The following is a 2,024-nucleotide window of genomic DNA, read 5'->3' on the forward strand; positions in this document are numbered from 1 at the left end:
TATAAAAGGAGTTATCGTGTCCAGTTCGTTTCAAAATGAGATCCCCAAGGCCCGCGTTAATATAAAGCTTGATCTGCACACCGGCGGCGCCCAGAAAAAAATGGAATTACCCCTGAAACTGGTGGTGATGGGCGATTACAGCAACGGGCAGGAGCATCGCCCGATTTCTGAACGTGAAAAAGTCAGCATCAATAAAAACAACTTCAACAGCGTCCTGGCGGAGTTCGCCCCCACGGTCAACCTCACGGTGAAAAACACCCTGGCCGGTGACGGTGCCGAGGAGCGTGTCCGCCTCGCGTTTCGCGAGATGAAAGACTTTGAACCCGAGCAGGTGGCCCGCCAAATCCCGCAGCTGCGCGCCATGCTGGCGATGCGCAACCTGCTGCGTGACCTGAAATCCAACCTGCTCGACAACGTCACCTTCCGCAAAGAGCTCGAAAACATTCTGAAAGACCCGTCCCTCAGCGATGCGCTGCGTGACGAACTCAATGCCCTGGCGCCGAAGGCGTAACTCCCCGATTAATGGATTAATGCGAGATAATGCTTATGTCTGTCAACACTGAAAAAGCCGCCGCTGCCGGTCAGACCACGGTGCTGGAACGCCCAGAGGCCGCAGGTGTCTACGCTTCCCTGTTTGAAAAAATCAACCTGACGCCGGTGTCAGCGCTCAGTGACCTGAACGATTTTCAGGACGGCGCTGCCCTGGCAGATGTGACCGCTGACCAGCGTGTGACTGCCGCCGTCCAGGTCTTCCTGGCGCGCCTGAAGCAGTCCGGCCAGACCGTGGAGCGCCTGGACAAAACCCTGCTCGACCACCATATCGCTGAGCTTGACCACCAAATCAGCCGCCAGCTGGACGCCGTGATGCACCATAACGCGTTCCAGCAGGTAGAGTCTGCCTGGCGCGGCCTGAAGTCGCTGGTGGACCGTACCGATTTCCGCCAGAACGTGAAAATCGACGTGCTGGATGTCGCTAAAGATGACCTGCGTCAGGATTTTGAAGACAGCCCGGAAATCGTTCAGACCGGCCTCTACTACCACACCTATATCCAGGAGTATGACACCCCCGGCGGTGAGCCGATTGGGGCGATTATTTCCAACTACGAGTTTGATGCCTCCTCGCAGGATGTGGCACTGCTGCGCAATATCTCCAAAGTCTCGGCCTCTGCCCATATGCCGTTTATCGGCTCCGTCGGCCCGGCCTTCTTCCTGAAGTCATCGATGGAAGACGTGGCGGCCATCAAAGACATCGGCAACTACTTTGACCGCGCCGAGTACATCAAATGGAAAGCATTCCGCGACTCCGATGATGCGCGCTATATCGGCCTGACCATGCCGCGCGTGTTGGGCCGCCTGCCCTATGGCCCGGACACCGTGCCGGTGCGCAGCTTCAACTATGTGGAAGAGGTCAAAGGCCCGGACCATGAGAAATACCTCTGGACCAACGCCTCCTTTGCCTTCGCCGCCAATATGGTGAAAAGCTTTATCAAAAACGGCTGGTGCGTGCAGATCCGCGGCCCGCAGGCGGGTGGGGCGGTCACTGACCTGCCGATCCACCTCTACGATCTGGGCACCGGCAACCAGGTGAAAATCCCGTCAGAGGTGATGATCCCGGAAACCCGCGAATTTGAATTCGCCAACCTGGGCTTTATCCCGCTCTCCTACTACAAAAACCGCGACTACTCCTGCTTCTTCTCGGCGAACTCCGCCCAGAAACCCACGTTGTATGACACAGCGGACGCCACAGCCAACAGCCGCATCAATGCGCGCCTGCCGTACATCTTCCTGCTGTCACGCATCGCGCACTACCTGAAGCTTATCCAGCGTGAAAACATCGGCACCACCAAAGACCGCCGCCTGCTGGAGCTGGAGCTGAACACCTGGGTGCGCACGCTGGTCACCGAAATGACCGATCCGGGCGATGAACTGCAGGCTTCCCACCCGCTGCGCGACGCGAAAGTCACGGTCGAGGATATCGAGGACAACCCCGGCTTCTTCCGCGTGAAACTCTACGCCGTGCCGCA

Annotated in this window: 2 protein-coding genes; both read left to right on the forward strand. The window is 57.9% G+C overall.

All coding sequences use genetic code 11. From position 1 onward, the window contains the following. Positions 1-13: 13 nt before the first annotated feature. Positions 14-511 (forward strand): type VI secretion system contractile sheath small subunit, encoded by a 498-nt coding sequence (gene tssB / locus CYR52_RS22085; protein ID WP_101829449.1) that lies wholly within the window; start codon positions 14-16, stop codon positions 509-511. Between the two features lie 29 nt (positions 512-540). After that, on the forward strand, positions 541-2,024 hold a 1,484-nt coding region (gene tssC, locus CYR52_RS22090), incomplete at its 3' end, for a type VI secretion system contractile sheath large subunit (protein ID WP_101829448.1).

Origin of the sequence: Chimaeribacter arupi (assembly GCF_002858805.1) — a bacterium.
GTDB classification, from domain to species: Bacteria; Pseudomonadota; Gammaproteobacteria; order Enterobacterales; family Enterobacteriaceae; genus Chimaeribacter; species Chimaeribacter arupi.